The following is a 26,440-nucleotide window of genomic DNA, read 5'->3' on the forward strand; positions in this document are numbered from 1 at the left end:
ACATGCGGTGAACCACTCAATGCCCGTGCGCAGGAGCCACCGTGACGTCTTCCTCCCGTTTCCGCGATACCCAGATCCGCGCCCCGCGCGGTAGCCAGCTCAACGCCAAAAGCTGGCTGACCGAAGCGCCGCTGCGCATGTTGATGAACAATCTGGACCCGGAGGTCGCCGAGAATCCGAACGAACTTGTGGTCTATGGCGGCATCGGGCGGGCGGCGCGCGACTGGGCCTGCTACGACAAAATCGTCGAGACGCTCAAGCGCCTCGAATCCGATGAAACGCTGCTGATCCAGTCGGGCAAGCCGGTCGGCGTCTTTCGCACGCATAAGAACGCGCCGCGCGTGCTCATCGCCAATTCGAATCTCGTGCCGCATTGGGCTAACTGGGAGCACTTCAACGCGCTCGACGCGAAAGGGCTCGCCATGTACGGTCAGATGACGGCGGGAAGCTGGATCTATATCGGCAGCCAGGGCATCGTGCAAGGCACGTACGAGACGTTCGTCGAAGCGGGACGGCAGCATTACGGCGGCAACCTCAAAGGCCGCTGGGTGCTCACGGCGGGACTCGGCGGCATGGGCGGCGCGCAGCCGCTCGCCGCGACGCTTGCGGGCGCGTGCTCGCTGAATATCGAATGCCAGCAGAGCCGCATCGACTTCCGTCTGAAAACGCGCTATGTCGATGAGCAAGCCAGCGATCTCGACGATGCGCTCGCGCGAATCGGCCGCTATACGTCGGAGGGCCGCGCGGTGTCGGTCGCGTTGTGCGCGAATGCCGCCGACGTGCTGCCCGAGCTCGTGCGGCGCGGCGTGCGGCCGGACCTCGTCACGGATCAGACGAGCGCGCACGATCCGCTGAACGGCTATCTGCCGCGAGGCTGGACGTGGACGCAGTACCGCGACCGCGCGCAGAGCGATCCGGCGGCGACCGTGAAGGCCGCGAAGCAGTCGATGGCCGAGCACGTGCGCGCGATGCTCGCGTTCCGTGAACAGGGCGTGCCGACGTTCGACTACGGCAACAACATCCGCCAGATGGCGAAGGAAGAAGGCGTCGAGAACGCATTCGACTTTCCCGGCTTCGTGCCCGCATATATCCGGCCGCTGTTTTGCCGCGGCGTCGGGCCGTTCCGCTGGGCCGCGCTCTCGGGCGATCCCGAGGACATCTACAAGACGGACGCCAAGGTGAAAGAGCTGATCGCCGACGACGCGCATCTGCATCGCTGGCTCGACATGGCGCGCGAGCGCATCCGCTTTCAGGGCCTGCCGGCGCGCATTTGCTGGGTCGGGCTCGGCCAGCGCGCGAAGCTCGGCCTTGCGTTCAACGAAATGGTGCGTAACGGCGAACTGTCGGCCCCGGTGGTGATCGGGCGGGATCATCTGGATTCGGGGTCGGTCGCGAGTCCGAATCGCGAAACGGAAGCGATGAAGGACGGCTCCGACGCGGTCTCCGACTGGCCGCTGCTCAATGCGCTGCTGAACACGGCTAGCGGCGCGACGTGGGTGTCGATTCACCACGGCGGCGGCGTCGGCATGGGCTTTTCGCAGCACGCGGGCGTCGTGATCGTGTGCGACGGCAGCCGCGAAGCCGACGAGCGCATCGCGCGGGTGCTGCACAACGATCCGGCGACCGGCGTCATGCGCCACGCGGACGCGGGCTATGACATCGCGATCGAATGCGCGCGCGAGAAGAATCTCGATCTGCCGATGATTTCGCGATGAGCACGCTCTGGCATCACTGTCACGCGGCAACGATGACAGGCGGCAAGTATTCGACCATCGAGGACGCGGCGATTTTGACGGACGGCGGGCGCATCGAGTGGATCGGGCCGCTTGCCGATGCGCCGCGCGATAGCGGCTGCGAGCGAGTCGACCTCGGCGGCGCGTGGGTGACGCCCGGGCTGATCGATTGCCATACGCACCTCGTCTTCGGCGGCGAGCGAAGCGGCGAGTTCGAGGCGCGTCTCGAAGGCGCGACGTACGCGGAAATCGCGGCGCGCGGCGGCGGCATCGCGAGCACGGTTCGCGCGACGCGCGAAGCAAGCGAAGACGCGTTGTTCGACGCGGCCCGCTCTCGCGCGCTGGCTCTGATGCGCGACGGCGTGACGACCATCGAAGTGAAATCCGGCTACGGCCTCGACCTCGCGAACGAACGCAAGATGCTGCGCGTCGCGCGGCGTCTCGCGAGCGCGCTGCCGCTCACGGTGCGCGCGACATGCCTCGCGGCGCATGCGCTGCCGCCCGAGTACACGGGCCGCGCGGACGACTACATCGCCTACGTCTGTGAAACGATGCTGCCGGCGCTTGTCGATGAAAAGCTCGTCGATGCCGTCGATGCCTTTTGCGAGCATCTCGCGTTTTCGCCGCAGCAAGTCGAGCGCGTGTTCCGGACGGCGCGCGACCTCGGCGTGCCGGTCAAGCTGCACGCGGAGCAGTTGTCGTCGCTGCGCGGCGCGACGCTGGCGGCGCGCTACGAGGCGCTGTCGGCGGACCATCTGGAATACATGACGGAGGACGACGCTATCGCGATGGCGCACGCCGGGACCGTCGCCGTGCTGCTGCCGGGCGCGTTTTACATGCTGCGCGAAACGCAAGTCCCGCCCGTCGACGCGCTACGCCGGCACGGCGTGCCGATCGCGCTGGCGAGTGATTTGAATCCGGGCACATCGCCCGCGCTGTCGCTGCGCATGATGCTGAACATGGGCTGCACGCTATTTCGTCTGACGCCGGAGGAAGCGCTCGCGGGCGTCACGATTCACGCGGCGCGCGCACTTGGCCTGAAGGAAACGCACGGCTCGCTGGAGGCGGGAAAGGCGGCCGATTTCGTGGCTTGGCGCATCAATCGGCCTGCGGAACTCGCGTACTGGCTCGGCGGCGCGCTGCCGAATCGGGTGGTTCGAAAAGGCGAGGAGATCGCCTCGGATACGCTCGCCGCATAAGACGACGCCCCGACACTTGCGAGACTTGCGACGGGGCGCCGCTTTCGGCGCATTGCGTGGTTAAGCGCGACGTCCGCGCACCATCCCATAGATGACGAGCAGAATGATCGCGCCGATGACCGAGGCGATCCACCCCGCAGGCTGTCCCGGCTGATACCAGCCGAGCGCCCGGCCTACGTATCCCGCGATCAGCGATCCGGCAATGCCGAGCACGATGGTCATGATCCAGCCCATGCTGTCGTCGCCCGGCTTGATGGCGCGGGCGATCAGACCGACGACCAGTCCAACGATCAAGGTACCGATGAATGCAAGCATGCGGTTGCTCCTTCACGTGATTGCTGCGTGTTAGCAGATAGGTTCCGGGCGTCGCCCGGTGCTTCAACGTAGCACGGCCGGTCGCGTTTGAGTATGGCCGCGCCGGCCGTGGACGGCATAGACCGTTCGGCTAATGCGGGTAGCACGCGGGATGCCACGCAATCTAGCAGGTAGAATTCGTTGCATTGCTTCACGCACAGACACCGCACTGCACGATGACCGACTCCGCACTCCCTTCCACCGACGAGCCGCTCCACGAAGACCGCCTCTGGCGCGACGACGGCTGGACCGCCCGCGTAATCAAGAACGAAGATGACGACGGCTGGGCCGTCGAGATGATTCAGGCGGGCGAGGCGGAACCGGCGCTCGTCGGTCCGTGGACGATGGGCCGCGACAAGAAGAACCCCAAGCCGCTGGACGCCGCCGCGTTTCGCACGCTCGTGAAGACGGCCTCCGAGGTGCTGCGCCGCCATGAGCAACAGCGCCACGCGATGCTGCACAAGAACGTCACCATCGACGTGCGCGGCGAGGAGATCACGGTCACGCTGGATATCGTTCCCGATGACGACGACCCGTACGCCGACCTGAAAGCCATCGATGCGTTCGGCGCGCAACTGGCGCACGTGCGCGTCTCGCCGGCGTTCAAGCTAAATAAGGCGAGCGCGGAGCGGTGGGCCGAGAACGACTTCGCCAAGCCGAATTAAGCGGCTCGCGCTTGCCGCGAAAAAAATGCCGTCACGCGAACGTGACGGCATTCTTCTTTGCGCTGGAGCGGGCAACGGTTACTTGACGACGAACTCGATTCGACGGTTCGCGAAGCGTCCGCTGGCGGTCGCGTTGTCGGCGACAGGGTTGGCATCGCCGTAGCCCGTTGCCGTGAGCGACTGCGGCGGCACGCCGCTCTTCACGAGGAACGCGCGAACGGCCTGCGCACGTTCTTTCGACATTTCCAGCTTCGCGGGCGGGGCGCCTACGCCGTCCGAATAGCCAGCGATGTCGAGGTTGACCATCGAACCTTTCGCCGCGCAGTTCTTGAGCAGCTGCGCCGTTTCGCCGAGCGTCGCGGCCGCGCCTTCCGGCACCGTGGCGCTCGAACGGCCGAAGTTGACCACCTGCAGGTCGAGCACAGCCGTGAGTTTCGGGCCGGAGCAGGCGTCGTCGGTGGCCAGCAGCGTCTTCATCGCGCTGCGAAACGACTGGGTGGCGCGCGCCACCGCGCCGTCCACGTCGAACGAACTGACCTGGAACATGCCGCCGAGCGAGTTCTTCAGGCGTTCCGTCCAGCCGAGCTTGGCGTCCGCCGCGGCGCCGCTCAACTCAACCTTGGAACCGACGACCTTCGCCTCCGCGCCCGGCACCGCCATCAACGGCGTCAAATCCTTGAGCCGCCCAAGCCACGGGGCCGCAGGCGTACCCGGCGCCACCGAGACTTCCGCGCTGTAGCCTTGTCCGAAGCGATGCTCGAGCGCCGCAATGAGTTGCTGCTTCTCAGCGTCCGTGCCGACCGTCGCCTGAATGGAAGGGACGCCCGCTTCGCTGACGGAAAACACCATCTGCGCGTCCTTCGCCGCCGCCACCGGCGTGCTGGCTGCTGCTTCGCTCGCCGGGGCGGAACTGGCGGTGGCGGCCGAGACGGAAGCGGGAATGGCGGTCGACGCCGCGTCGATCGGGGCCGTGGCTTGCGAAGCGGGCTGCGCGACGGTCGCAACGGGCGTCGTTGCGGCGTTCGAGCTGAGATCGACGCTGGGGTTGTGCGTGAAGCCGCGGTAATACACGAGCGCGAGAATCGCGGCGAGCACCGCGAAAAGCAGCCATACGGCCTTGTTGGAGCGCTTCGGCGCCGGCTTGCGCACGGGGGCGCGCAGCGGCGCGGACATCGTCGGCGCCGGTGCTGCGGGAGGCGCGGGCGGAGGCGGCGGAGCGATGACCGGCGGCGTGTTCCGCGCCAGCGAAGGCGCAGGCGAAGCATAGCTCGCGGAGCCTGCTGTCGGCACGGGGAGTTCGTCGGCGATGTCGAGCGTCGAACCGACTGCGTCGAGCCGCGCGCCGATGCTGCTCACGAAGCCATCCACGTTGCCCAGGCCGATTGCGCTCGCCGCGTTATGCGTGAGCGAGGCGCGCATTTCGCCGATCTGGTCGCGCAGCAAGCCCGGCAACTGCGCCAAGTTCGCCTGCGAGAGCAGGAAGTGATGCTTGAGAATGCCGAACATAATGGCCGACAACATGCCCGCGAGCGCGGACGTGGCCTGCACGGGCACGCCGGTTTCGGCCGATACCGCGTCGGTCAGCGCGTCGATGCGCTGACCCGTGGCGCGCGAAGCGAGCAGATGGCCCGACGCCTCCAGATGCTTGAGGCCGGCGGTCGTCGTGATGACGTTTCGCAACTGCTCGGCCACGAAGGCGTTCGCCTCGGGCGACATGATGACGGAATACACGGCACGCGCGCCGTCGGCGAGCGCCGACCGGTCCATCACCGAGGCCACCAGCCCCGGCGCGGTGCGCGCGGCCAGTTGCTGCACGATCTGCGCAGGAATGCCGAACTTCTGCGATAACTGTTCCGCAATCTCGCTGGAGATCGCGGTGTTGACCGCTTGAACCAGATTGATACTCATCGACTGCCTATCCTTTTACTATGACGCCGAGCGCGGGCGCAATGACGTGCGCATTCTATATGTGCAGGTATCCTGAAAAGATTACGGGATATTTCTTTACATATGTGCCGCACGCACGCCACTCCATTAAAGAAGGCGCTTGCAACGCTTGACAGTTCGTTTTCAGCGCGAATGCGCGGACGAATCCGAAAAGATGCGCGCGAGACGCGTTTTCACGACCGCGAACCATGACGGTTTAGCGGCGGGCGCTTCGAGATTACGCGCAGCGACGGCGAGCAGCGACAAGACGGATTGGGCGTGGATGAATCTGCGATACGATGCGTCGAGCGGCGAGGTCCACGCGCAAGAGCGGCAATCGTGCTTCGCGCAGGTGTTGCAGGGAGGTTGATCGCGATACATGGGAGGGTCCTGATTCGAGTACCCGCGCATGATGTGCCATCTTGTAACGATTGACGATCAGACGGTTCTGATTGAATCTCAAATGTGCCCGCAAATGGGGCAAAAAGGCATCGGATAGCCGTTCGGGCTATGACACGACTTCAAGCAAGGAGGCATGCACATGCACTATCTGCTGATTTACCACCTTTGCGCGGACTATCTGGACCGCCGCGCGCAATTTCGGGATGCGCATCTGAAGCTGGCGTGGGAAGCCGTCGAACGCGGGGAGATCGTGCTGGCGGGCGCGCTGGACGCGCCGGCGGATCGCGCGATGCTGCTGTTTCAGGGTGACTCGCCCGACGCCGCCGAAGCCTTCGCGCGCAACGATCCGTATGTGACGAACAAACTGGTCGAGCGCTGGGAAGTGCGCAAATGGAACACGGTGGTGGGCGAGGACGCGGCCACGCCCGTTCGCTAGACCCGAGACGGCGGGCTCAGGCGTCCGCCGTTTCCTCGGGCCGACGCCGCGCCGCGCGATACAGGCTCGTGAGCGTGTCGTCCATCTGTTGCGAGCGCTCGAACAGTTCCGCGAGCCAGTCGACGAAAGCGGAAACGCGCGGCGTCGCCTGCCTGCTTTTCAGGAACGCGACCGACACCTTGAGCGGCGGCGATTTCCATTGCGGCAGCACTTCCCGCAGTTGGCCAGAGCGCAGATACGGCTGCGCCGCGATGGAAAGCGGCTGGATCAGGCCGAGCCCTTCGAGCCCGCACGCGAGGTACGCGTGCTCGTCGGCGACCTGCACGAAGCCGCGCATGCTCACGGTGTGCGGCTTGCCGTCCACGTCAAATTCGAAATCCGCGGGGCGGCCGCTTTTTTCCGGCACGCAGTTCACCGCGACGTGCTGCGCGAGTTCGTCGAGGCTCGCGGGCGTGCCGTGCTTCTCCAGATAGGCGGGGCTCGCGCACGTCACCTGTTCGAGCATGCCGAGCCGCCGCGCGATCAATCCCGAATCGGGCAATTCGCCCAGTTGAATGCTGCAATCGACGCCTTCTCCCACGAGATCCACGTTGCGCATGCTGATGCCGATCGACAGTTCGATCTGCGGATAACGCGCGTGAAACTCCGGCAGCGCGGGGACGACGATCGACGTCGCGACCGTATCCGGCATCTCGACGCGCAGCCGTCCGCGCAGCCGTTCTTCGCCCGCGCCGAAGCCGGATTCGAGTTCGTCGATGTCGGCGAGAATCTGCGCGCAGCGTTCGTAGTACGCGGCGCCGTCGACGGTCAGGTTCAGGCGCCGCGTCGTGCGTGCGAGCAGTTGCACGCCGACGAGCGCTTCGAGTTGTTGCACGGTCGTCGAGACGCTTGCACGCGGCATGCCGAGCGATTCGGCGGCGCGCGTGAAGCTGTTCGTATCGACGACACGCGTAAAGACACGCATGGCATGGACGCGATCGATCACGGTGAATTTTCCTTGTTCGCGATGGATGGCGATGCGCGCCCGGGGCAAGCGAGGGGGCATCGGCGAATGGTCACATCGTAAGGACCGGCGCGCGATGCGTGAATACACAAAACTGGACGATTCTTGCCTGATTCTTCCGGCAGACGTGCGAGGCGTCAGAGCGTCGGCATTTCGCCGCGCAGACGTCCCGCGACGCCCGCGAAGTCGGTGCCCGAAGGCGCCTGATACAGCCGCAGGCCCATCTCCGGCAGGATCGCGAGCAGATGATCGAACACGTCGCCCTGAATGCGCTCGTATTGCGCCCACGCGGTCGTCGCGGTGAAACAATAGACCTCCACCGGGATGCCTTGCGATTCCGGCTCCATCATGCGAACCATGATGGTCATGTCCTGCCGTATCTCCGGATGATGCTGCAAGTACGCAAGCCCGTACTCGCGAAACGTGCCGATGTTCGTGAGCCGCCGCCGGTTCGCAGGTTCCGCCGCGAGTTCGCCGAGATTGCGGTTCGCCTGTTCGACTTCCGTCTGTTTTTGCAGCAGATAATCGTGCAGCAGGCGAAAGCGCATCATGCGTTGCGTCTCCTCATCGGTGAGAAAGCGCACGCATTGCGCGTCGATCCGCATGGTCCGCTTGATGCGCCGCCCGCCCGATTCGAACATGTGCCGATAGTTGCGATAGCTCTCCGAAAAGAGCTTGTACGTGGGTACGGTCGTGATCGTGTTGTCCCAGTTCTGGACCTTCACCGTATGCAGCGCGATGTCTTTCACCGCGCCGTCGGCCAGCGCTTGCGGCATCTCGATCCAGTCGCCGATGCGCAGCATGTCGTTCGACGTGAGCTGCGTGCTCGCCACGAGCGATAGCAGCGTGTCCTTGAAGACGAGCAGCAGCACGGCGGAGAGCGCGCCGAGCCCGGAGAGCATCCAGAGCGGCGAACGGTCGATGAGAATGGACAGCACCAGCACGAAGCAGATCAGCCCGAGCGCGAGTTTGCCGATCTGAATGTAGCCCTTGATCGAGCGCGTCTGCGCTTCCTTGCTCGCGGCGTAGACGTCCTGCCACGCCGAGAGCGCGCTGCCCATCGCGAGGAACACGCACACCCATGCCGCGCCGTGCGCGACGCGCGCCACGGCCGTCGCCCAGTGTCCGATATGCGGGACTTCGCCGATGCCGAGCGCGACGACCGCGAATGGCGCCGCATACCAGAGGCGGTGATACGCGCGATGCCGGATGAACGCCTGATCCCACGCCGCATGCCCGGCCAGTACGAGCAGCCGATGCGCGATCCGCAGCAGCACGCGCGCGATGACCCATTGCGCGAACTCGGCGATGACGAACAAGGCGGCAAGCCCGAGGAGCAGTTGTGCCCAGGGCTGAGTCGGAAGATGCCGGGAAAGCGTGTCGGGAAGCCAGTCGAGATTCATGCGTGGATCATGGCGAAGGAAGTGATGCGTCCCGTATTGTGCATGAACGCGCACGGCTCGTTGAACGCACAGTCCGCTTATCGAAAACCCCAGTCCGATGAAAATGAATTTTTTTTGGCGGCGGATTTGGGTAAACATACTTTCACCACGACTTTCGAGCAGCCTGCCGCCGCGTATGTCCCGCCGCCCACCGGTCGTTTCGCCCGCGAGTGCCGACGAACTGATTTCGACGCGTATCGCCGTCGCCATGCCGATGCTCACGCCGATTCATCAGCGCATGGGCGCGTTCGTGCTGGCGAACCTGTTCCGCTCGGCGACCATGCGCATCGACGAACTGGCGGACGCCGTCGGCGCCTCGATAGCGACGGCGAACCGCTTCGCGCGGGCGCTCGGTTTCTCGGGCTATCCCGCGTTCCGCGAGGCGCTCGTGCGCGGCTTCGAGGCGACCATCGCGCCGGTCGAGCGTCTGCGCTCGTCGCTCGAATCGCCGGCGAGCGGCGCCGAAGTCTTCGAATCGTCGCTCGCGCAGGCAGCGGCCAACGTGCGTCTCGCGCAAACATCAGTCGATGCCGCGAAGGCCGAAGCGCTCGTCGAAGCCGTCCTGAGCGCGCAACGCGTGTTCGTGCTCGGCTACGGCGCGAGCGCGTTTCTCGCGGGTCTCATGGAACACGGCCTCACGCCGTACTGCGCGAACGTGCAGTCGCTCGCGTTGCACGGCGGGCCGTCGCATGCGGCGCGGCGGCTCTTCACCGCATCGCGCGACGACGTGCTCGTCGCCATCGCATTTCCGCGCTATGTCGATGACACCATCGCGCTCGCGCGGCAAGCGCGGCAGCGGGGCGTGCGCGTCGTGGCGCTCACGGACAGCGGCGCGTCGCCGCTCGCGTGCATCGCGGATCTCGTACTGACGATCCGCGCCGAGCGCCGCCTTGCCGCCAATTGCGATACGGCGGTGCTCGCCGTCATCGAAGCACTGTGCGACGCAGTCGCGCATCGCGCGAAACGCTCGGTGGAAGCGGCATCGGGCCTCACCGAATTCGTGCTGCCGTGGCTCGCCGCGCCGCCGATGTTGAACGGGGCTGCGACCGTGCCGTCAGTCACGCAATCGGCTACGTCCGCGCGAGCGCCGCGTCGCGCATCCGCCAAACGACCCACTCACACGGAGCCGCGCGAAACATGAGCGCCATTCCAATCATCGCCATTCACGGCGGCGCGGGCACGATCCTGCGCTCGGCCATGAGCACCGACGCCGAAACGCGCTACCACGCGGCGCTCGGCGACATTCTGCGCGCGGGACAGCGCGCGCTCGCCGACGGCGGCAGCGCGCTCGATGCCGTGACCGAAGCGGTGCGCCTGCTCGAAGACTGTCCGCTCTTCAACGCGGGCCACGGCGCGGTGTTCACCGCAGCGGGCACGCACGAACTGGACGCGTCGATCATGGACGGCGCGACGCTCGACGCCGGCGCGATCAGTTGCGTCACTCGCGTGAAAAACCCCGTGCTTGCTGCGCGCCGCGTGCTCGACGTGAGCGAACACGTGATGTTCACGGGTGCGGGCGCCGAGGCGTTCGCGCAAGCGCAAGGGCTGCAGTTCGTCGATCCATCGTACTTTCATACCGATGCGCGCTTTCAGCAATGGCTCGACGCGCGCGGCAAGTCCGGCACGCTTCTGGATCACGATGCCGCCACACGAGCCGCACAGCGAAGCGGCGAGGACGACCCCATCGATCCGAAGAAGAAGTTCGGCACGGTCGGCGCAGTGGCGCTCGATGCACGCGGCCATCTCGCGGCGGCCACGTCCACGGGCGGCATGACCAACAAGCAGGCGGGCCGCGTCGGCGATGCTCCGTTGATCGGCGCGGGCTGCTATGCGAACGACGCGACGTGCGCGGTATCGACGACCGGCACCGGCGAGATGTTCATCCGCATGCTCGCGGCCTACGACGTCTCCGCGCAGATGGAATATCGCGGGCTGACGCTCGAGGCCGCAGCGGAGGACGTTGTGATGACAAAGCTGCCGAGTATCGACGGACGCGGCGGTCTTATCGCCGTCGATGCGCGCGGCAACGTCACGCTGCCGTTCAACACGGAAGGCATGTATCGCGGGTTCGCGCGAGTCGGCGAACAGGCGGTCACGGCCATTTACCGCTCATGAGCGCGACGCCGACACTGCCGGACTCGCGCGTCATCGACGTGCGCGATCTGTCCGTCACATTCCGCTCGCGATCGCGGACCGTGGAAGCCGTGCGCAAGATCACGTTCAACGTGGATCGCGGCGAGACACTCGCGATCGTCGGTGAATCGGGATCGGGCAAATCCGTGACGTCGCTTGGATTGATGCGGCTGGTCGAGCATGGCGGCGGCTCCATTGCATCGGGCAGCATCGCGTTCCGGCGACGCAATGGACAGGTGCTCGACCTCGCGCGCGCGTCGTCGGCCACGATGCGCGGCGTGCGCGGCGCGGATATCGCGATGATCTTTCAGGAGCCGATGACATCGCTCAACCCGGTGTTCACGGTGGGCGACCAGATTGCCGAGGCCATCGCACTGCATCAGAACAAGAGCCGTGCGGAGGCGCGCGCCGAAGCGTTGCGGCTGCTCGATCTCGTGCGCATCCCCGAAGCGCGCCGCGTATTCGCGCGTTATCCGCATCAGTTGTCGGGCGGCATGCGCCAGCGCGTGATGATCGCCATGGCGCTTTCCTGCAAGCCCGCGCTCTTGATCGCCGACGAACCGACCACCGCGCTCGACGTGACCATTCAGGCGCAGATTCTGCAACTCGTGCGCGGCTTGCAGGACGAGATGAACATGGCGGTGATCTTCATCACGCACGACATGGGGGTGGTCGCGGAAGTGGCGGACCGTGTGCTGGTGATGTATCGCGGCGAGAAAGTGGAAGAGGGCCGATCCGACGAACTGTTTCGGAGCCCGAAGCATGCATACACGAAGGCATTGCTCGCTGCGGTGCCGACGCTCGGCGCAATGCGCGGCACCGACCGTCCCGCCAAGTTCCCGATTCTCGAAGTCGCTCCGGCAGACGTGGCCCCCGATGACGCGAGCGCGCTGCGGCCATCGGCGGCAGTGGAGCACGAAGTGCAGCCCGCCGTCGATGAAAGCAGTCAGCCGATTCTGCGCGTGCGCGATCTCGTCACGCGCTTTCCTGTAAGAGGCGGCATTTTCGGGCGCATGACGGCGGCGGTGCATGCCGTCGAACGCGTGAGCTTCGATTTGCGCCGCGGCGAAACGCTTGCGCTCGTCGGCGAATCGGGCTGCGGAAAATCGACGACCGGGCGCTCGCTGTTGCGCTTAGTGGAAAGCCAGAGCGGTTCGATCGAATTCGATGGACGCGACATCAGCGCGCTCCAAGGCCCCGAACTGCAAGCGCTGCGGCGTAACATCCAGTTCATTTTTCAGGACCCGTTCGCATCGCTGAACCCGCGTCTCACGGTCGGCTTTTCGGTGATGGAGCCGCTGCTCGTGCATGGCGTGGCGAGCGGCAAGGAAGCGCAAGCGCGCGTTGACTGGCTGCTCGACAGAGTAGGCTTGCCGCCCGAAGCGGCGCAGCGTTATCCGCACGAGTTTTCAGGCGGCCAGCGCCAGCGCATCGCCATTGCTCGCGCGCTTGCGCTGAACCCGAAGGTCGTGATCGCCGATGAATCCGTCTCCGCGCTCGACGTCTCCGTGCGCGCGCAGATCGTGAATCTGATGCTCGATTTGCAGCGCGAACTCGGCGTCGCCTACCTGTTCATTTCGCACGACATGGCCGTGGTGGAGCGCGTGAGCCATCGCGTCGCGGTGATGTATCTGGGGCAGATCGTCGAGATCGGGCCGCGCGCCGCGGTATTCGAAGCGCCGCGTCATCCGTACACGAGGAAGTTGATGAGCGCGGTGCCCGTGGCTGATCCTGCGCGCCGTCACGCGAAACGCATGCTGGCCGCCGACGAAATCCCGAGTCCCATTCGCAAGCTCGGGGACGAGCCGGTGGTCGCGAAGCTCGTCGCGGTCGGGCCCGGCCATTACGTCGCCGAGCATCATGTCGGCGGCGCTTATTGAGCGATGAGTCGATATCGCAGCACATCGTTGTGAACCATAACGTCAAGCCAAGGAGCCTCACGATGCCGTCCTCTCGTCCTTCACCGTTGCGCGCGTTCATATCCGCCGGTGCGTTCACCGCGTTCGCAGCATTCGCCGCGCTCGGCCCTGTGTCCGCGCACGCGCAAAGCACTGCTGTCATGGCGGTCGCCTCGACCTTCACGACGCTCGATCCGTACGATGCGAACGACACGCTTTCGCAGGCGGTCGCCAAATCGTTTTATCAAGGGCTCTTCGGCTTCGACAAGGACATGAAGATTCAGCCCGTGCTCGCGACGAGCTACGAGGCGAGTCCCGACGCGAAGGTGTACACCATTCATCTGCGCCAGGCCGTGAAGTTCCATGACGGCACCGACTTCAATGCAGAAGCCGTGAAGGCCGTCTTCGACCGCGTGACCGATCCTGCGAACAAGCTCAAGCGTTATAACCTGTTCAACAAGATCGACAAGACCGAAGTGGTCGATCCGTACACGGTGAAGGTCACGCTCAAGATTCCGTTTTCGGCGTTCATCAACGTGCTCGCGCATCCGTCCGCGGTCATGATCTCGCCGACCGCCATCAAGAAGTACGGCAAGGAGATCGCGTTTCATCCGGTGGGCACGGGGCCCTTCGAGTTCGTCGAGTGGAAACAGACCGACGACCTGAAGGTGAAGAAGTTCGCGGGCTACTGGAAGAAGGGCTATCCGAAGATCGACATGATCGACTGGAAGCCGGTCGTCGATAACAATACGCGCGCCGCGCTCATGCAAACGGGCGAAGCGGACTTCGCGTTCCAGGTGCCGTTCGAGCAGGCGGCCACGCTGAAGTCGAGCACGAAGGTGGACTTGGTCGCCGCGCCTTCCATCATCCAGCGCTACATCAGCATGAACATGCAGCAGAAGCCCTTCGACAATCCAAAGGTCCGCGAGGCGCTCAATTACGCGATCAACAAGGAAGCGCTGGTCAAGGTCGCGTTCGCGGGCTATGCAGTGCCGGCCGAAGGCGTCGTGCCACCGGGCGTCGACTACGCGACCAAAACTGGCCCGTGGAAATACGATCCCGCGAAGGCGCGTGAACTGTTGAAGGAAGCGGGCTATCCGAACGGTTTCGAAACGACGCTGTGGTCAGGCTATAACCACACGACCGCGCAGAAGATCATCCAGTTCGTGCAGCAGCAGCTCGCGCAGGTGGGCGTCAAAGCGTCGGTGGAGGCGCTCGAAGCGGGGCAGCGCGTGCAGCGTGTCGACAGCGCGCCCGATCCCGCGACGGCTCCGGTGCGCATGTACTACATCGGCTGGTCCTCGTCGACGGGCGAAGCGGACTGGGCCATCTCGCCGCTGCTTTCGAGCGCATCGTTCCCGCCGAAGCTCGCGAATACCGCGTACTACAAGAACGAAAATGTCGATGCCGACTTGCAGAAGGCGCTCGCCACCACCGACCGCAACGAAAAAGCCGCGCTCTATGCCGATGCGCAAAAGCGCATCTGGGCCGACGCGCCGTGGATCTTCCTCGTGACGGAGAAGGTCGTGTACGCGCGCAGCAAGCGTCTTTCCGGCGCGTATGTGATGCCGGACGGCTCGTTCAATTTCGACGAGATCGCCATCAAGTAAAGACCCGCGATGCTTAACTTCCTTGCCAAACGCCTGCTCGGGCTGCTGCCGACGCTTTTTATCGTCGCGGTGCTGGTGTTCATGTTCGTGCATCTGTTGCCGGGCGATCCCGCGCGGCTCGCAGCCGGAGCCGAAGCGGACGAAGCGACGGTTGCGCTCGTTCGCGCGGACCTCGGCCTCGACAAGCCGCTGCCGCAGCAGCTCGCGAGCTTCTTCGGCAAGGTCGCGCATTTCGACTTCGGCAAATCGACGCGCAGCAAGCGCCCCGTGAGCACCGAAATCGCGGAGCGTTTCATGCCGACGCTGTGGCTCACGCTCGCCAGCATGGCGTGGGCCGTGGTGTTCGGCATGAGCATCGGCATCGTGTCGGCGGTATGGCGCAACCGGTGGCCCGACCGGCTCGGCATGACGCTCGCCGTGTCCGGCATCTCGTTTCCTGCGTTCGCGCTCGGCATGCTGCTGATGGAGATTTTCTCGGTGAAGCTCGGCTGGCTGCCTATCGTCGGCGACGGCACCTGGCAAAGCTACGTGCTGCCATCGCTCACGCTCGGCGCGGCGGTGGCAGCGGTGATGGCGCGCTTCACGCGTGCTTCCTTCGTCGAAGTACTCGGCGAAGACTTCGTGCGCACGGCGCGCGCGAAGGGCGTGCACGAGCCGATCGTCATCGTGAAGCACTGCCTGCGCAACGCGATGATTCCCGTCGTCACCATGATGGGTCTGCAGTTCGGCTTCCTGCTCGGCGGTTCCATCGTGGTCGAGAAGGTGTTCAACTGGCCGGGGCTCGGACGCCTGCTCGTCGATGCCGTCGAGATGCGCGACTATCCGGTGATTCAGGCGGAAGTGCTGTTGTTCTCGCTGGAATTCATCGTCATCAATCTGGTGGTGGACGTGCTGTACGCGGTCATCAACCCGACTATCCGCTTCAAGTGAGGACGGCATGAGCGTAACCGTGCAAGCCGCACACGACACGCAGCAAAACGTCCGCACGCCGTGGACCGAGTTCTGGCGCAAGTTCAGGCAGCAGCATGTCGCGACGATCGCGGCGGTGTTCGTGGTGCTGCTGATCGTCATCGCGATCATCGCGCCGTATATCGCGCCTTATGATCCGGAGAACTACTTCGATTACGACGCGCTCAACGCGGGTCCATCGGCTACGCACTGGTTCGGCGTCGATTCGCTGGGGCGCGATATTCTCAGCCGCATACTCGTCGGCAGCCGCATTTCGCTGACGGCCGGGTTGCTGTCGGTGGTGATCGGCGCGGTGATCGGCACGTTTTTCGGCCTGCTCGCGGGCTATTACGAGGGATGGTGGGACCGCATCGTGATGCGCATCTCCGATGTGCTGTTCGCGTTTCCCGGCATTTTGCTCGCGATCGGCGTCGTCGCGATTCTCGGCAACGGCATGGTGAACGTGGTCTGCGCGGTCGCCATCTTCAGCATTCCCGCGTTTGCCCGGCTCGTGCGCGGCAACACGCTCGCGCTCAAGCACCTGACGTATATCGAGGCGGCGCGCAGCATTGGCGCGTCGGACTGGACGATCATCGTGCGACATATTCTGCCGGGCACGATTTCGTCGGTGGTCGTGTACTTCACGATGCGCATCGGCACGTCGATCATCACGGCGGCGAGCCTCTCGTTTCTCGGACTCGGCGCGCAGCCGCCGACGCCGGAGTGGGGCGCCATGCTCAACGAAGCGCGCGCCGACATGGCGATGGCGCCGCACGTCGCCATCTTCCCGAGCCTCGCGATCTTCCTCACGGTGCTCGCGTTCAATCTGCTCGGCGACGGTTTGCGCGACGCGCTCGATCCGAAGCTGGACCGGCCGTGAAAGCACCGCATATCGGCACATTGCGGGCGGGCGCACGCGCAACGATAGCGGATGTCGCGGGCGTCACGGTGGGGCACTGCACGCTCGATGCCGGCGACGTGCAGACCGGCGTGACCGTCGTGCTTCCGCACAGCGGCGACCTGTATCGCGAGAAAGTGCCTGCCGCCGCGTGCGTGATCAATGGCTTCGGCAAGAGCGTCGGCCTCGTGCAAGTGGATGAACTCGGCGTGCTCGAAACGCCGATTGCATTGACGAATACGTTCGGCGTCGGTGCCGTTGCAGCGGCGCAGATTCGTTCGGCGTGCGAATCAAATCGGGACATAGGGCGTGAGTGGCCGAGCGTCAATCCGCTCGTCTTCGAGTGCAACGACGGCTATCTGAACGACTTGCAGGCGTTCGCCGTCGAAGAGGCGCATTACCGCGAAGCGCTCGCCGAATGCGAGAAGGACTTCGCGCGCGGTGCGGTCGGCGCGGGGCGCGGCATGTCGTGCTTCGAACTCAAAGGCGGCATCGGGTCGGCGTCGCGGATCGTCGCTAGCGGCGGGAACGCATATGTTGTCGGCGCGCTCGTGCTCGCCAACTTCGGGCGGTTGCCCCAGCTCACGATAGCGGGCGAGCCCGTCGGCCTCGCGTTGCACGCGGCCGCGCAAGGGCAGATGACGCCGGAGCAAGGCAGCATCATCATGCTGCTCGCGACCGATGCGCCTTTGGACTCGCGACAATTGCGACGCATGGCGATGCGCGCGGCCGCCGGCCTGGCGCGCACGGGCTCGGTCTATGGCCACGGAAGCGGCGACATTGCGCTCGCGTTCTCGACGGCGTACACCGTGCCGCACGACGCCGCATACGTCACGCTGCCGCCTCTGCTTTCCGACGCGCGGCTCGATCCGCTGTTTCAGGCGGCTGCCGACAGCATCGAACAAGCCATTCTCGATGCGCTTTTCAGCGCGGAGACCGTGACCGGCCGCGACGGACATCGGCGGCTATCTCTCACGGACGCATTGAAACCGACGCCATGAAAGTGCTGATCTCGACGGACATCGAAGGTATCGCGGGTGTGTTTCATCCCGAGCAAACGCGGCCCGGCAACGTGGAGTACGAGCAGGCGCGACGCTGGATGACGCATGAGGCGAACGCGGCGGCCCAAGGCGCATTCGAAGGCGGCGCGTCCGAAGTATGGGTGAACGATTCGCACGGCGGCTTTCGCAATCTCTTGCCCGAAGCGTTCGATTCACGGGTGCGGCTCGTACTCGGCAAGCCACGCACGCTAGGCATGATGGCGGGCCTCGAAGCATCGCCCGATCTAGTGTTCATGGTCGGCTATCACGCGCGCGCACAAAGCCGCGGCATTCTCGCGCACACGATCAACAGCACGGCGTTCGCGCGCGTGAAGGTCGACGGCGAAGAGGCCGGCGAGGCGGCGCTGTACGGCCGGCTCGCAGAAGAACGCGGCGCGCGCGTGGCGCTGCTCACAGGCGATGACGTCTTCGGCGCCGAGACCTTGCCCTTGTTCGAAGGCGCGCGCTTCGTCTGCGTGAAATCAGCGCATGGCTATTCCAGCGGCGTGACGCAAACGCCCGCAGCGGCATGCGAAGCGATCCGGCGCGCGGCGCAAGAGGTCGTCGAAGGCAATGCACACGAGCGCTTTGGCGCGCGCCACGAAGCTTCGACACGGCACTGCGAACTCCGCGTTCAGACGAGCGCGCTCGCCGATCTCTTCTGCCAGTGGCCGTTGCTCGAACGCATCGACGCGGTCACGCTCGCCTTCGACGCGCCCAGCGCCGAGCATGTCGTTCGCACGCTCAATTGCCTTTCGGCAATGTCATTCATGTTACGGTGAAGCCCGGAAGTATCGTTAGAATGGAGCCCTTGAGCAGGCACGCTCCATCCAATGCCCGGCAGGCGAAGTGTCATGCATGACGTCAGGCTCGCACACAACGACGACACCGCGCTGGATCCGGCCGATCCGATGCTTGTCATGCGCGGATCGCTGTTCATCGACGGTCACGAAGCCGGATGCTGGGAAGCGCGGCGCGACGGCACGTGGACGGCGCATCTGCGGCACGGCCAAGGATGGATCGTCGAGCCGAGCCGCGCCGCGCTGATCGAACGGCTGGCTCGCGGAGCATGATGTCGGCACGCCCGCATTTTCATCAAGATTACTGAACAACTACATGTACCTGTCGATCATCGCGGTGGGACTCGGCGGCGGCCTCGGCTCGCTGCTGCGCTGGGCGCTCGGCCTGCGCCTGAACGCCGTCTTTCCGAACCTGCCGCTCGGCACGTTCGCGGCCAATGTCATCGCGGGCTACATCATCGGCGTGGCGGTTGCGTTCTTCGCGCGTGTTCCGGATCTCTCTGTCGAGTGGCGGCTTTTCGTCATCACCGGGTTGATGGGCGGCCTGTCCACGTTTTCGACGTTCTCGGCGGAAGTCGTCGCGCATCTTCAGCAGGGGCGGCTCGGCTGGGCGCTGGCGGAGATCGCCATCCACGTCGGGGCATCGCTCGTGATGACTGCGCTCGGCATCGCAACGGTGGCCGTCGCGAGCTGATCGGCGACACCTTCGCGACACCTTTTGGCTTTTATCCCGCGCCCGTTTCCTACAATCCCTCCCGCGTTCAGACGCCCGACACTTCGCCGCGCTTTCAGCGGCTCGATTTTTATTGCAATACAGAAGGTGAAGACATGCCCGAGTTCCCGCTTATCGAAATCAGACCGTACCGGGCGAGTGATCTCGACGGCGTGATCGACCTGTTTCTCCGCGCGGTGCGCGAGACTGCATCGGCGGATTACAACCAGAAGCAGATCGACGTCTGGGCGCAGGCCGATCCCGACGAATGGGCGCTCGCCCGCGCGAGCCGCCCGACGTGGGTCGCGTTCAGCGGCGGCCAGCTTGCCGGATTCGCCGATCTGGAGCGAAACGGCCTGATCGACATGATGTTCGTCCACCCGGAGCACCAGCGCAAAGGCGTGGCGACCGCGCTGCTCGCGCGCATCGAAGCCGAGGCGGACGAGGCGGGCATGCAGGTGCTGCACACCTACGCGAGCGCGACAGGCCGGCCGTTCTTCGAATATTGCGGTTTCACGATGCTGCTGGCACGCGCGGTGGTCGTGCGCGGACAGCGGTTCGTGCAGTTCGTGATGGAGAAAGTGCTGTGAGCATCGCGCGTTCTGTATAGACAAGCGTCGCCTATATCCGCTATTTGGGCTAAGGGGAATCCCGCAAAGCCTCTTGTTTCGCCGTTTATGCCCGTTTAGACTGGCGTCTGACTTGTATAGACAGGATGAAACATGATTACGCTGACGCCCGGAAAACTCACGCTGCCGCAACTGCGCCGAATCGCGCGCGGCTCCGATTCCTTGCGGCTCGATCCCGCGAGCTTCGACGCCGTCGACGCCAGCGCGCGCGCGGTCGCGGCCATCGCCGCGAAGGGCGATCCGGCGTATGGCATCAACACGGGCTTCGGGCGGCTCGCAAACACGCATATTCCCGCTGACCAGCTGGAGCTTTTGCAGCGCAATCTCGTGCTGTCGCACGCGGTGGGCGTCGGCGATCCGATGTCGCGGCCGGTCGTGCGGCTGCTCATGGCGCTCAAGCTGTCGAGCCTCGGGCGCGGCCATTCGGGCATCCGCCGCGAAGTGATCGAGGCGCTTATCACGCTGTTTAACGCGGACGTCTTGCCGATCATCCCGGTCAAGGGCTCGGTCGGCGCATCCGGCGATCTCTCGCCGCTCGCGCATATGTCGACGGTGCTGCTCGGCATAGGCGAAGTCACCATTCGCGGCGAACGCGCCAGCGCGCTCGACGGTCTCGCGGTCGCAGGGCTGAAGCCGCTGACGCTGCAGGCCAAGGAAGGGCTCGCGCTGCTGAACGGCACGCAGGCATCCGCGGCGCTCGCGCTGTATCACCTGTTCGCCATCGAGGACCTGTTCCGCACCGGACTCGTGGCAGGCGCGCTGTCGGTGGATGCCGCCGCGGGCTCGGTCGTGCCGTTCGATGCGCGCATCCATGAGTTGCGCGGGCATCGCGGGCAGATCGACGCGGCGGCGGCGTATCGCGCGCTGCTCGCCGGCTCGGGCATCAATCTGTCGCACGCGGACTGCGAGAAGGTGCAGGACCCGTACAGCCTGCGCTGCCAGCCGCAAGTGATGGGCGCGTGCCTCGACCAGATGCGCCACGCCGCCGACGTGCTGCTGATCGAAGCGAACGCGGTCTCCGATAATCCGCTGATCTTCCCCGATACCGGCGAAGTGCTGTCTGGCGGCAATTTCCACGCTGAACCGGTTGCTTTCGCCGCCGATAATCTCGCGCTCGCCGCCGCTGAAATCGGCGCGCTGGCCGAGCGGCGCATCGCGCTCTTGATCGACGCCACGCTTTCGGGCCTGCCGCCGTTCCTCGTGCGCGACGGCGGCGTCAATTCCGGCTTCATGATCGCCCACGTGACGGCGGCGGCGCTCGCCTCCGAGAACAAGACGCTGGCGCATCCCGCTTCGGTCGATTCGTTGCCCACGTCGGCGAATCAGGAAGATCACGTTTCCATGGCCACGTTCGCCGCCCGCAAGCTCGGCGATATCGCGAGCAACACGGCCAACATTCTCGCCATCGAACTGCTGGCGGCGGCGCAGGGCGTCGATCTGCGCGCGCCGCACAAGACGAGCGCGCCGCTCATCGAAGTGATGAACACGCTGCGCGCGCACGTGCCGCATTACGACCTGGACCGCTACTTCGCGCCGGATATCGCGGCCATCGCGAAGCTCGTCGAGCAGGGCGCGATCGCGCGGCATAGCCCGTTCGCGTTTGCTTCGGAAGCCGCGGAAAACGCGGAAGCGAGCGCATGAACACGCCCGCGTATCAGGAGATCAAGGACTACATCCTGCAGCGCATTCACATCGGCGAGTGGCGCGAGGGCGATCAGGTGCCGTCCGAGAACGAGCTGGCGCGCGAGTTCAAGGTCGCGCGCATGACCGTGAACCGGGCGCTGCGCGAACTGACGGCCGAACAGGTCCTGACGCGCGTGCAGGGCGCGGGAACCTTCGTCGCGCAGCCGAAGTACGCGTCGACGCTCGTCGAGATTCGCAGCATCTCGGACGAAATCGCTGCGCGCGGTCATGCGTATCGCGCGCAGGTGCTGCATCTGGGCGCATCCATCGTCGACGAGGCGCTCGCCGGCGAGATGCAGCTCGCGCTCGGCAGTCCGGTGTTTCATTCGCGCGTGCTGCACTTCGAGAACGACGAGCCGGTGCAGCTCGAAGAGCGTTACGTGAACCCGGCGCTCGCGCCGGAGTACGCGCGGCAGGATTTCACGACGATCACGCCGAACCAGTACCTGATGATCGCCGCGCCGCTGCAACGCGTGGAGTACCGGATCGAGGCTTCCGTGCCGTCGCCCGAAATTCGCGCGGCGCTCGCGATGGGCGAGCACGAGCCTTGTCTCTTGCTGCATCGGCGCACCTGGTCGCGGGATGCCGTCGCGTCGGTCGCGAATCTGTGGCATCCCGGCGACCGTTATCAATTCACCGGGCACTTCTGACGTGATGATCGTTCCTGCGGCTTCGCTCATCGCCGTGCCGTGGAAGAACGGCGGCGGCATCACGCGCGAGATCGCGGCGGGTCCGCCGGGCGCGTCGCTCGATGCGTTCGCGTGGCGGCTGTCGATTGCCGATGTGTCGTCGGACGGCGCGTTTTCGGCGTTTCCCGGCGTGGATCGCGCGCTCGTGCTGCTCGACGGCGCGGGCATGCTGCTCGCCGAAGCGGGCGGCCGCGAGCATCGGCTCGACGAACCGCTCGCGATGGCGCGCTTCGCGGGCGAAACGCCGATTCACGCGAGTCTTATAGACGGGCCGACGCGCGACTTCAACATGATGGTGCGACGCGACCGGGCGCGCATGTCGGTGAGCGTCCGACGCGCCGGGCGTCATGAACTGGCGCAGGAGCACCAATTAACGTTCGTCTACTGCGCGAGCGGCAGCCTGAGCATCGCGTCTGCCGATGGAACGCGCGCGATCCTTCATCCGGGCGATACCGCGCGCATCGAGCGCACTTGCATTGTCGAAGCCACAGGCGATGCCGCGTGGCTCTGCATCGGCATCGAGGAGATACGAGCTTGAACCTCTATTTCGCGGACCACGCGCGCTTGCCCGAAGGCTGGCGGCGCGACGTGCTAATCGAGTGGAACGACGACGGCGCGCTCACGCGCGTCGAGCCGGACAGCGCGGCTCCCGCAGGCGTCGAGCGGGCGAAAGGGCCGGTGCTGCCCGGCATGCCGAATCTGCATTCGCACGCGTTCCAGCGCGCGATGGCCGGGCTCACCGAACATCGCGCGAGCGCCGCCGATACGTTCTGGAGCTGGCGCGACCTGATGTACCGCTTCGCCGCGAAGATCGAGCCGCCCGCGCTCGCGGACTTCGCGCATTGGCTGTACATCGAAATGCTGAAGGCCGGTTACACGTCGGTCTGCGAATTCCACTACGTGCATCACGCGCAGGACGGCTCGCCGTATGCGAACCGCGCGGAACTGGCGGAGCGCGTGGTGGATGCGGCAGAGCGCGCGGGCATCGGCATCACCATGCTGCCGGTGCTCTATCAGTACAGCGGCTTCGGCCAGGCCGCGCCACGCGACGATCAGCGCCGTTTTCTGCATACGCCCGAGAGCCTGCTCGACATGCTCGACGCGCTCGCGCGCGCCCGGCCGGAGAAGGGCGCGCGGCGTTACGGCGTCGCGCCGCATTCGCTGCGTGCGGTCTCGGGCGAGTCGCTCGCGGCGCTGCTCGAAGGCTTCGACGCCCGGTTCGACCACGCTCCGGTGCACATTCATATCGCCGAGCAGCTTGCCGAAGTCGATGCGTGCGTCGCCGCGACGGGTCAGCGGCCGGTGCAGTGGCTGCTCGATCGCTTCGACGTGGACGCGCGCTGGTGCCTCGTTCACGCGACGCATATGGACGCGAGCGAATGCAACCGGCTTGCCGCGAGCCGCGCCGTCGCCGGACTTTGCCTGACGACGGAGGCGAATCTCGGCGACGGCTTCTTCGCGGCGCGCGACTATCTGGATGCGGGCGGGCGCTTCGGCATCGGCTCGGATAGTCACGTGGGCGTCGACTGGCGCTCGGAGTTGCGGCTGCTCGAATATGGCCAGCGTTTGCTGCGTCGCGAGCGCAACGTGCTGGCATCGGCACGCGACACGCGGCCCGCCGACCGTCTCTTCGATGCCGCCCTCGACGGCGGCGCGAGCGCGACCGGGCGGCGCGTCGGTGCGCTCGCGGCGGGCATGCGCGCGGACTGGATCGTGCTGGATGAAGCGCATCCCGGCATCGGCGGCCTTCCCTGCGACGCGTGGCTGTCCAGCGCGGTCTTCTGCGAGCATGGACAGACGCCGGTGCGCGACGTGATCGTCGGCGGTCGCAAGGTCGTCACCGACCGCCGCCACGCCGACGAAGAACAGGCACTCGCGCGTTATCGCGCGGCGCTCGGCGGACTGCTCGCGTAACGTTCAACTCCCGGAGCCGCAGACATGGATACCGTTCACGATTGCTCCATCTACACGCTGGAACGCGGCACCGCGCCGCTTTTGATTTCGATCCCGCATCGAGGCACGCGCATTCCGGAGGCGCTCGTCGAAGAAATGACGCCGGTGGCGCGGCGCGTCGACGATTGCGACTGGCATCTGGAGCGGCTGTATGCGTTCGCGCGCGACTTGGGCGCGTCGATTCTGCTGCCGGAATATGCGCGCTACGTGATCGACCTGAACCGCCCGCCGGACGACGCGAATCTGTACCCCGGTCGCGACACGACGGGTCTTTGCCCCGTCGATACGTTCGACAAAGAGCCGCTTTACCGCCCGGGACACGCGCCGTCGCGCGAGCAGATCGAGGCGCGTCGCGCGCTGTACTGGCAGCCGTATCACGACGCGCTCGCCGGAGAGCTCGCCGCGCTGCGCGAAGCGCACGGGCGCGTGCTGCTGTGGGAAGCGCATTCCATCCGTTCGGTCGTGCCGCGTTTCTTCGAGGGCCGCTTGCCCGACTTCAACTTCGGCACGGCAGACGGCGCGTCGGCGGCGCCGGGACTCGCGGAGCGGCTGGCAGAGGTCGTATCGCGTGACGGGCGATATACGAGCGTCGCCAATGGGCGTTTCAAGGGCGGCTACATCACGCGGCGCTACGGCGAGCCGGCGCGCGGCATCCACGCGGTGCAACTGGAACTGACGCAGGTGACCTACATGCAGGAAACGTCGCCCTATGCCTACGACGACACCCGCGCCAGCGCCGTCCAGCCGCTGCTGCGCGAATTGATGACCGTGGCGCTCGAACACGTGACGGCGCGTTGACTGCGGCGTTCGTCATCTGCCCGGATCAATACCCGGATTATTGCTCGTTGAACAAATATCTTTCATGAGAATCGGGGTTTCCCCTAGGTCGATGACCTCCTAAACTTCTCTCCAAGCGAAAGGAAATCAGAAAACGCTTAAAAAGCTCTCCGGTTTTCAATCGATCTCACAACAAGATATTGGAGGTCATCATGATCAAGTCATTCGTTCCGGCACTCGTCATCGCTTCGGCTCTGGCCGCTCCGACTTTCGCCTTCGCGCAAAACAACGCGCCCGTGACGCGCGCTGAAGTTCGCGCAGAACTCGCTCAGTTGGAGAAGGCTGGGTACAACCCGTCGCAAGACCGCGTGAACTATCCGCAAAATCTGCAAGCCGCTCAGGCGCGCGTGAACGCGGAGCAAGGCGCGGTTGCAACGACGTCGTATGGCGCGTCGACCGCTGGTAACGCCCAGTCGGGCGCGCGTGCAGCCGTCACGATGTCGGATCGCAACTCGGTCTACTTCGGCCACTAAGCCGGAGTCTGTGATCCCGCAGCGGATAGCGCGCGGCGGGTAGGAGGAGCAGGGCAAACGTAGTGAAGAAAGCGCCGGCCGCGTTATCGCAGCCGGCGCTTTTTGCTGTGCAGTCGGCACGCGCGAGGCCGCCGCAGCGAGGTTTCATGCGCCTGAAAGCATAATCCGGCACGCTAAGGTCTTCGTCCCGGATCATTGCCGATGCACATCCTCACGAAGTGTTTGCTCGCCAGCGCCGCCGTCGCACTCGGCCTCGCGTGTTCGCCCGCGCGCGCGGGCAATCCCGATGCGCTCTGGCAAATCGTCCATGACCGCTGCGTGCCCGCCGCCGATGGCGCGCGCATCGGGCAGCCTTGCGCCGAGGTGAACGTCGCAGGCGGCTATGCGGTGCTGAAGGACATCGTCGGCGTCGCGCAATATCTGCTGATTCCGACCGCACGCGTGAGCGGCATCGAAAGTCCGGCGCTCCTGGAACCGGACACGCCGAACTACTGGCGCGATGCATGGAACGCGCGCCATTACGTCGACGACGCGCTGCGCCGCGGCTTGCCGCGCGACGAGATGTCGCTCGCGGTCAATTCGGCGAGCGGACGCACGCAGAACCAGCTGCATATTCATATCGACTGCCTCGCGGACGACGTGGCAGAGGCGCTGCGCGAAGCGGGCCCGGGCATCGGCACGCAGTGGACGCCGCTGCCCGTACGCCTTCGCGGACACAGGTATCGCGCGTTGCGCATCGACGACGCGGACTTGTCGCGTACCGATCCGTTCAGGCTGCTGGCCGCCACCGTCGCGCAGGAAGGCGGTTCCATGGGCGATCAGACGTTGCTGCTCGTGGGCGCCGAGCGCAGCGACGGCGCGCCCGCGTTCTTTCTGCTCAACGATCACGTCGGTCCGGGCGATTTCGCGTCGTCGGAAGAATTGCAGGATCACACTTGCGCGCTGGCCGGACGCGTCATCGTCAAGCCGTGACCACA

27 protein-coding genes are annotated in these 26,440 nt (G+C 65.4%); 22 read left to right on the forward strand and 5 right to left on the reverse strand.

Annotated elements, in window-relative coordinates; translation table 11 throughout:
- The first annotated feature begins 41 nt into the window (after positions 1–41).
- The gene (gene hutU, locus HWX53_RS12450; RefSeq protein ID WP_175941168.1) at positions 42–1,715 is read left to right on the forward strand and encodes a urocanate hydratase; all 1,674 of its coding nucleotides are present in this window, start codon (positions 42–44) and stop codon (positions 1,713–1,715) included.
- A complete protein-coding gene (gene hutI, locus HWX53_RS12455; protein ID WP_175941170.1) occupies positions 1,712–2,932 on the forward strand; it encodes an imidazolonepropionase in 1,221 nt (406 codons plus the stop codon). Before hutU ends, hutI begins: the two co-directional genes overlap by 4 nt.
- 60 nt (positions 2,933–2,992) lie before the next feature.
- Here hutI and HWX53_RS12460 read toward each other — a convergent pair whose 3' ends face one another.
- Positions 2,993–3,247 (reverse strand): GlsB/YeaQ/YmgE family stress response membrane protein, encoded by a 255-nt coding sequence (locus HWX53_RS12460; protein ID WP_175941172.1) that lies wholly within the window; start codon positions 3,245–3,247, stop codon positions 2,993–2,995.
- Between the two features lie 215 nt (positions 3,248–3,462).
- On the opposite strand from HWX53_RS12460, the gene HWX53_RS12465 reads away from it, so the two are divergent.
- A complete protein-coding gene (locus HWX53_RS12465) occupies positions 3,463–3,951 on the forward strand; it encodes a hypothetical protein (protein WP_175941174.1) in 489 nt (162 codons plus the stop codon).
- Positions 3,952–4,029: 78 nt separating this feature from the next.
- Here the strand turns inward: HWX53_RS12465 and HWX53_RS12470 are convergent, their stop codons facing one another.
- Both HWX53_RS12470 and HWX53_RS12475 read right to left on the reverse strand, forming a co-directional pair.
- Positions 4,030–5,859, reverse strand: coding sequence for an OmpA family protein (locus tag HWX53_RS12470; RefSeq protein ID WP_175941176.1), 1,830 nt, complete (start codon positions 5,857–5,859; stop codon positions 4,030–4,032).
- A gap of 162 nt (positions 5,860–6,021) precedes the next feature.
- Positions 6,022–6,258: a hypothetical protein gene (locus HWX53_RS12475; RefSeq protein ID WP_175941178.1), complete on the reverse strand. Its 237-nt coding sequence runs from the start codon at positions 6,256–6,258 to the stop codon at positions 6,022–6,024.
- 160 nt (positions 6,259–6,418) lie between these two features.
- Between HWX53_RS12475 and HWX53_RS12480 the strand changes: the two genes are divergently transcribed.
- Positions 6,419–6,715: a YciI-like protein gene (locus HWX53_RS12480; protein ID WP_175941180.1), complete on the forward strand. Its 297-nt coding sequence runs from the start codon at positions 6,419–6,421 to the stop codon at positions 6,713–6,715.
- A 16-nt stretch (positions 6,716–6,731) separates the two neighbouring features.
- Here HWX53_RS12480 and HWX53_RS12485 read toward each other — a convergent pair whose 3' ends face one another.
- Together HWX53_RS12485 and HWX53_RS12490 are read right to left on the reverse strand one after the other, a co-directional pair.
- Positions 6,732–7,700, reverse strand: a complete 969-nt coding sequence (locus HWX53_RS12485) for a LysR family transcriptional regulator (protein ID WP_175941182.1) — start codon at positions 7,698–7,700, stop codon at positions 6,732–6,734.
- A 155-nt stretch (positions 7,701–7,855) separates the two neighbouring features.
- Positions 7,856–9,121: a mechanosensitive ion channel domain-containing protein gene (locus tag HWX53_RS12490; protein WP_175941185.1), complete on the reverse strand. Its 1,266-nt coding sequence runs from the start codon at positions 9,119–9,121 to the stop codon at positions 7,856–7,858.
- Positions 9,122–9,296: 175 nt separating this feature from the next.
- On the opposite strand from HWX53_RS12490, the gene HWX53_RS12495 reads away from it, so the two are divergent.
- The 18 genes from HWX53_RS12495 to HWX53_RS12580 all read left to right on the forward strand — a co-directional run bounded on the left by HWX53_RS12495 (position 9,297) and on the right by HWX53_RS12580 (position 26,435).
- Positions 9,297–10,301: a MurR/RpiR family transcriptional regulator gene (locus tag HWX53_RS12495; RefSeq protein WP_175941187.1), complete on the forward strand. Its 1,005-nt coding sequence runs from the start codon at positions 9,297–9,299 to the stop codon at positions 10,299–10,301.
- Positions 10,298–11,275 carry an isoaspartyl peptidase/L-asparaginase gene (locus tag HWX53_RS12500; protein ID WP_175941188.1) on the forward strand — a complete coding sequence of 326 codons (978 nt, stop codon included), beginning with the start codon at positions 10,298–10,300 and terminating at the stop codon, positions 11,273–11,275. The genes HWX53_RS12495 and HWX53_RS12500 overlap by 4 nt, the downstream gene beginning before the upstream one ends.
- Entirely contained in the window at positions 11,272–13,173 is a 1,902-nt protein-coding gene (locus HWX53_RS12505) for a dipeptide ABC transporter ATP-binding protein (protein WP_175941190.1), read from the forward strand. Before HWX53_RS12500 ends, HWX53_RS12505 begins: the two co-directional genes overlap by 4 nt.
- Positions 13,174–13,235: 62 nt before the next feature.
- Positions 13,236–14,801, forward strand: a complete 1,566-nt coding sequence (gene gsiB, locus HWX53_RS12510; protein ID WP_175941192.1) for a glutathione ABC transporter substrate-binding protein GsiB — start codon at positions 13,236–13,238, stop codon at positions 14,799–14,801.
- A 9-nt stretch (positions 14,802–14,810) separates the two neighbouring features.
- Positions 14,811–15,731, forward strand: coding sequence for a glutathione ABC transporter permease GsiC (gene gsiC / locus HWX53_RS12515; RefSeq protein ID WP_175941194.1), 921 nt, complete (start codon positions 14,811–14,813; stop codon positions 15,729–15,731).
- A 7-nt stretch (positions 15,732–15,738) separates the two neighbouring features.
- Positions 15,739–16,629 (forward strand): glutathione ABC transporter permease GsiD, encoded by an 891-nt coding sequence (gene gsiD / locus HWX53_RS12520; protein ID WP_175941196.1) that lies wholly within the window; start codon positions 15,739–15,741, stop codon positions 16,627–16,629.
- A complete protein-coding gene (locus tag HWX53_RS12525) occupies positions 16,626–17,648 on the forward strand; it encodes a P1 family peptidase (protein ID WP_175941198.1) in 1,023 nt (340 codons plus the stop codon). The genes gsiD and HWX53_RS12525 overlap by 4 nt, the downstream gene beginning before the upstream one ends.
- Complete coding sequence (locus tag HWX53_RS12530; RefSeq protein WP_175941200.1) at positions 17,645–18,469, forward strand: M55 family metallopeptidase; 825 nt, start codon at positions 17,645–17,647, stop codon at positions 18,467–18,469. Before HWX53_RS12525 ends, HWX53_RS12530 begins: the two co-directional genes overlap by 4 nt.
- 72 nt (positions 18,470–18,541) lie before the next feature.
- The gene (locus tag HWX53_RS12535; protein ID WP_241269981.1) at positions 18,542–18,760 is read left to right on the forward strand and encodes a hypothetical protein; all 219 of its coding nucleotides are present in this window, start codon (positions 18,542–18,544) and stop codon (positions 18,758–18,760) included.
- Between the two features lie 43 nt (positions 18,761–18,803).
- Positions 18,804–19,181, forward strand: a complete 378-nt coding sequence (gene crcB / locus HWX53_RS12540; protein ID WP_175941203.1) for a fluoride efflux transporter CrcB — start codon at positions 18,804–18,806, stop codon at positions 19,179–19,181.
- A 134-nt stretch (positions 19,182–19,315) separates the two neighbouring features.
- Positions 19,316–19,789: a GNAT family N-acetyltransferase gene (locus tag HWX53_RS12545; protein WP_175941206.1), complete on the forward strand. Its 474-nt coding sequence runs from the start codon at positions 19,316–19,318 to the stop codon at positions 19,787–19,789.
- A 132-nt stretch (positions 19,790–19,921) separates the two neighbouring features.
- A complete protein-coding gene (gene hutH / locus HWX53_RS12550; protein ID WP_175941208.1) occupies positions 19,922–21,469 on the forward strand; it encodes a histidine ammonia-lyase in 1,548 nt (515 codons plus the stop codon).
- The gene (gene hutC, locus HWX53_RS12555) at positions 21,466–22,161 is read left to right on the forward strand and encodes a histidine utilization repressor (protein WP_175941210.1); all 696 of its coding nucleotides are present in this window, start codon (positions 21,466–21,468) and stop codon (positions 22,159–22,161) included. Before hutH ends, hutC begins: the two co-directional genes overlap by 4 nt.
- A gap of 4 nt (positions 22,162–22,165) precedes the next feature.
- Positions 22,166–22,738 (forward strand): HutD family protein, encoded by a 573-nt coding sequence (locus HWX53_RS12560; protein ID WP_175942390.1) that lies wholly within the window; start codon positions 22,166–22,168, stop codon positions 22,736–22,738.
- Entirely contained in the window at positions 22,735–24,114 is a 1,380-nt protein-coding gene (locus HWX53_RS12565) for a formimidoylglutamate deiminase (RefSeq protein ID WP_175941212.1), read from the forward strand. Before HWX53_RS12560 ends, HWX53_RS12565 begins: the two co-directional genes overlap by 4 nt.
- Positions 24,115–24,138: 24 nt before the next feature.
- A complete protein-coding gene (gene hutG / locus HWX53_RS12570) occupies positions 24,139–24,951 on the forward strand; it encodes an N-formylglutamate deformylase (protein ID WP_175941214.1) in 813 nt (270 codons plus the stop codon).
- A 194-nt stretch (positions 24,952–25,145) separates the two neighbouring features.
- Positions 25,146–25,463, forward strand: a complete 318-nt coding sequence (locus HWX53_RS12575) for a DUF4148 domain-containing protein (RefSeq protein WP_175942392.1) — start codon at positions 25,146–25,148, stop codon at positions 25,461–25,463.
- 201 nt (positions 25,464–25,664) lie between these two features.
- Positions 25,665–26,435 (forward strand): CDP-diacylglycerol diphosphatase, encoded by a 771-nt coding sequence (locus tag HWX53_RS12580; protein WP_175941216.1) that lies wholly within the window; start codon positions 25,665–25,667, stop codon positions 26,433–26,435.
- The last annotated feature ends 5 nt before the right edge of the window (positions 26,436–26,440 follow it).

Source organism: Caballeronia sp. BCC1704, assembly GCF_902833455.1.
Classification (GTDB): Bacteria; Pseudomonadota; Gammaproteobacteria; order Burkholderiales; family Burkholderiaceae; genus Caballeronia.